Annotated in this window: 4 protein-coding genes; all 4 read left to right on the top strand. The window is 59.4% G+C overall.

Going from position 1 to position 4,545, the window contains the following annotated elements; translation table 11 throughout:
* The first annotated feature begins 56 nt into the window (after nt 1–56).
* Nucleotides 57–965: a carbohydrate ABC transporter permease gene (locus tag ACE04F_RS25075; protein WP_030139360.1), complete on the top strand. Its 909-nt coding sequence runs from the start codon at nt 57–59 to the stop codon at nt 963–965.
* Entirely contained in the window at nt 958–1,803 is an 846-nt protein-coding gene (locus tag ACE04F_RS25070; RefSeq protein WP_486110370.1) for a carbohydrate ABC transporter permease, read from the top strand. Before ACE04F_RS25075 ends, ACE04F_RS25070 begins: the two co-directional genes overlap by 8 nt.
* A 2-nt stretch (nt 1,804–1,805) precedes the next feature.
* Entirely contained in the window at nt 1,806–2,966 is a 1,161-nt protein-coding gene (locus ACE04F_RS25065) for an ABC transporter ATP-binding protein (protein ID WP_486110369.1), read from the top strand.
* Nucleotides 2,967–3,096: 130 nt separating this feature from the next.
* Nucleotides 3,097–4,443: a carbohydrate porin gene (locus ACE04F_RS25060; RefSeq protein WP_486110368.1), complete on the top strand. Its 1,347-nt coding sequence runs from the start codon at nt 3,097–3,099 to the stop codon at nt 4,441–4,443.
* The last annotated feature ends 102 nt before the right edge of the window (nt 4,444–4,545 follow it).

Here is a 4,545-nt window from a genome sequence, read left to right as displayed (position 1 = left end):
GGCTCGCTCCCACAAGGAACAACGTTGTAGTTTTTTTTCTTGTATTGGATTTCCCCATGAGTTCTGTTGCTGTGTTCAGCAAGGCCTCGCCCTTCGATGCATTGCAGCGCTGGCTACCAAAACTGGTCCTGGCGCCGAGCATGTTCATCGTTCTGGTGGGCTTCTATGGCTACATCTTGTGGACGTTCGTCCTGTCGTTCACCACGTCTACGTTTCTGCCTACCTATAAGTGGGCCGGTCTGGCGCAATACGCACGGCTGTGGGACAACGATCGCTGGTGGGTCGCGAGCAAGAATCTCGCGGTTTTCGGCGGCATGTTCATTGGCATTACCCTGGTGATCGGTGTGCTGCTGGCGGTGTTTCTTGACCAGCGCATTCGCCGCGAAGGGTTCATCCGCACCATTTACCTGTACCCGATGGCGCTCTCGATGATCGTTACCGGTACCGCCTGGAAATGGCTGCTCAACCCGGGCATGGGCCTGGACAAATTGTTGCGCGACTGGGGCTGGGAAGGCTTCCGCCTGGACTGGCTGATCGACCCCGATCGTGTGGTGTATTGCCTGGTGATCGCTGCGGTCTGGCAGGCTTCGGGTTTCATCATGGCGATGTTCCTGGCCGGCCTGCGGGGCGTTGATCAATCGATCATCCGCGCCGCGCAGATCGATGGCGCGAGCATGCCGCGTATCTACTGGAAAGTGGTGCTGCCAAGCCTGCGTCCGGTGTTCTTCAGCGCCGTGATGATTCTGGCGCACATCGCGATCAAGAGTTTCGACCTGGTGGCGGCAATGACGGCCGGTGGTCCGGGCTACTCCTCCGACCTGCCTGCCATGTTCATGTACTCCTTCACCTTCAGCCGCGGCCAGATGGGCATGGGCTCGGCCAGTGCAATCCTGATGCTCGGTGCGATCCTCGCGATCATCGTGCCTTACCTGTATTCCGAGCTGAGGGCCAAGCGTCATGACTAGTCTCGCTGCGAAACCTGCCATCAGCGTGAGCCGCATCGCGATCTACGCGGTGCTGATCCTCGCCGTGTTGCTTTACCTGGTGCCGTTGGTGGTCATGCTGTTGACCAGCTTCAAGACGCCGGAAGACATCAGCACCGGCAACCTGTTGAGCTGGCCGACCGTGGTCAGCGGCATCGGTTGGGTCAAGGCCTGGGCGACGGTCAACGGGTACTTCTGGAACTCGATCAAGATCACCGTGCCGGCCGTGCTGATTTCCACCGCCATCGGCGCGTTGAACGGCTATGTGCTGTCGATGTGGCGCTTCCGTGGCTCGCAGTTGTTCTTCGGCCTGTTGCTGTTCGGCTGCTTCCTGCCGTTCCAGACCGTACTGCTGCCGGCCTCGTTCACCCTCGGCAAGATGGGCCTGGCCAGCACCACCACCGGCCTGGTGTTTGTCCATGTCGTCTACGGCCTGGCGTTCACCACGCTGTTCTTCCGCAATTACTACGTGAGCATCCCCGACGCGCTGGTGAAGGCCGCGCGCCTCGACGGTGCCGGGTTCTTCACGATCTTCCGGCGGATCATCCTGCCGATGTCGACGCCGATCATCATGGTCTGCCTGATCTGGCAGTTCACCCAGATCTGGAACGACTTCCTCTTTGGCGTGGTGTTCTCCAGCGGCGACTCGCAGCCCATCACGGTGGCGCTGAACAACCTGGTCAACACCAGCACCGGAGCCAAGGAATATAACGTGGACATGGCGGCGGCGATGATCGCCGGGCTGCCGACCCTGCTGGTCTATGTGATCGCAGGCAAGTATTTCGTGCGCGGCCTCACGGCTGGCGCGGTCAAGGGGTAATCATGGCTACGCTTGAACTTCGCAATGTAAACAAGACTTATGGCGCGGGCCTGCCCGACACCTTGAAGGACATCCAGCTGTCGATCAAGGAAGGTGAATTCCTGATCCTGGTCGGTCCTTCGGGTTGCGGCAAGTCGACCCTGATGAACTGCATCGCCGGTCTTGAGACCATTACCGGTGGCGCGATCATGATCGGCGACCAGGACGTCAGCGGCATGAGCCCCAAGGATCGCGACATCGCCATGGTGTTCCAGTCCTATGCGCTGTACCCGACCATGAGCGTGCGCGAGAACATCGAGTTCGGCTTGAAGATCCGCAAGATGAAACAGGCGGACATCAACGAAGAAGTGGCGCGGGTGGCCAAACTGTTGCAGATCGAGCACTTGCTCAACCGCAAGCCCGGCCAGCTCTCCGGCGGGCAGCAGCAGCGTGTCGCGATGGGCCGGGCGCTGGCGCGGCGGCCGAAGATCTACCTGTTCGACGAGCCGCTGTCCAACCTCGACGCCAAGCTGCGCGTCGAGATGCGCACCGAAATGAAACTGATGCACCAGCGCCTGAAGACCACCACGGTCTACGTGACCCACGACCAGATCGAAGCCATGACCCTGGGCGATAAAGTGGCGGTGATGAAGGACGGGATCATCCAGCAGTTCGGCACGCCGAAGGATATCTACAACAACCCGGCCAACCTGTTCGTGGCGAGCTTCATCGGTTCGCCGCCGATGAACTTCATCCCGCTGCGCCTGCAACGCAAGGATGGTCGGCTGCTGGCCCTGCTCGACAGCGGCCAGGCCCGTTGCGAGTTGCCAATGGGCATGCAGGACGCCGGCCTGGAGGATCGCGAAGTGATCCTTGGCCTGCGTCCGGAGCAGATCGTGCTGGCGGGTAACGAGCCGAACGGCCTGCCGACCATCCGCGCCGAAGTCCAGGTCACTGAGCCCACCGGTCCGGACACCCTGGTGTTCGTCAATCTCAACGACACCAAGGTCTGCTGCCGACTGGCGCCGGACGTGGCGCCGTCGCCGGGAGAAACCCTGACATTGCAATTCGATCCATCGAAAGTGCTGCTGTTCGATGCCAAGTCCGGCGAGCGCCTGGGCGTGGCCGCGCAACCGTCGGTGGAGGCCCGAGCCGACAATGTGGCGCAGTTCAAAGGCCGGTGATGAACAAATGTGGGGCAGCAAGCCTGCTCCCACACAAAAGGAGTATGCGAGGGATGGGGACATTCGTCGCAATCGTTGTAAACCGCGTTAGATAAAAACAGTTAATAACAATAAAGACGAGGATGTAGGGATGAAGAAGAAGAACAATGCCCAGCTTATCTGCCAGTTGTCAGCCGTTGCGGCGATGATGCTGGCCGGTAGCGCACACGCAGCCGACGCGTTCAGCGCCGACTCGAAGTGGATGACGGGCGACTGGGGCGGTGAACGGACCAAGCTGATCGAGCAAGGTATCGATATCAAGGCGGATTTCGTCGGTGAGATGGGTGCCAACCTCGACGGCGGCTACAACGATGACAAGACCGCGCGCTGGTCCCAGCAGTTTGGCTTGGGCGTAGCCCTCGACCTGGAGAAACTGGCAGGCTGGAACGATACGGAAGCCAAGATTCAATTCACTCGTCGGGATGGTCGCAACATCTCCAACGATCGTATCGGTGACCCGCGTGCCGGCACCCTCAGTTCGTCCCAGGAAGTCTGGGGTCGCGGCCAGACCACCCGTCTGACCCAGTTGTGGATCAAACAGAAGTATTTCGACAGCAAGCTCGATGTCAAAGCCGGTTACTACGGTGTGGGCGAAGACTTCAACACCTTCCCTTGCGAGTTCCAGAACCTGGCGTTCTGCGGTTCGCAAGCGGGTAACTGGGCCACCGGCATCTGGTACAACTGGCCAATCATGCAGGCGGCGATTCGCTTCAAGTACAACATCACGCCAGAGCTCTACGCGCAGATCGGTGCCTACAATCAGAACCCTTCGCAGTTGGAAAACAACAACCGCTACAAGCTCAGCGGCAGCGGCACCCAGGGCACCCTGATTCCGGTCGAATTGGTCTGGTCACCGAAGATCAACAACCTGCCGGGCGAATACCGCGTTGGTTACTACAAGAGCACGGCCAAGGCTGATGATGTTCGCGAAGACGTCAATGGCGATGATGCCGCGACCACTCGCAACGCCTATCGCAGCCACAGCAGCAAGGATGGCTACTGGCTCGTCGTGCAGCAGCAGCTCACCGCCCATAACGGTGACGCTTCGCGCGGTCTGAACATCGCAGCCAACGCCACCTTTCATGACAAGGAAACCAACGTCGTCGACAACTACCAGTCGCTGATGTTTGTGTACAAAGGGCCATTCGACGCGCGTCCTAAAGATGATGTAGGAATCGGTTTCTCGCGTATCCATGTCAACGAAGACGTGAAGAAAAACGCCGAACTGACCAACGCTGCCAATGGCGTCAGCGACTACGACGATCCACTGTTCGCGCCGTTGCGTAGCACCGAGTACAACTACGAGATCAACTACGGCTTCCATGTCACCAACTGGCTGACCGTGCGTCCGAACCTGCAATACGTCACTCACCCGGGCGGTGTCGATGAAGTCGACAACGCGCTGGTGGCCGGCCTGAAAATTCAGTCGGTGTTCTAACGCTGTTGCGATAAGCTCCTCTCTATGTGCGCATATTTGCGGACGGCCAAGGCTGTCCGCTTTTTTTTGCGAGGTGGCTGCTGTTGAACCTGTGGCGGGGGG

The organism is Pseudomonas sp. AGC41, assembly GCF_057334555.1.
Note: the sequence above shows the minus strand (reverse complement) of the source record. Positions and strands in the feature narration are given on the sequence as shown.

What these genes read in the sequence shown, in the direction of transcription:
- ACE04F_RS25070 (WP_486110370.1), top strand. Translation starts at nt 958, where the DNA reads ATGACTAGTCTCGCTGCGAAACCTGCCATCAGCGTGAGCCGCATCGCG.
- ACE04F_RS25060 (WP_486110368.1), top strand. Translation starts at nt 3,097, where the DNA reads ATGAAGAAGAAGAACAATGCCCAGCTTATCTGCCAGTTGTCAGCCGTT.
- ACE04F_RS25065 (WP_486110369.1), top strand. Translation starts at nt 1,806, where the DNA reads ATGGCTACGCTTGAACTTCGCAATGTAAACAAGACTTATGGCGCGGGC.
- ACE04F_RS25075 (WP_030139360.1), top strand. Translation starts at nt 57, where the DNA reads ATGAGTTCTGTTGCTGTGTTCAGCAAGGCCTCGCCCTTCGATGCATTG.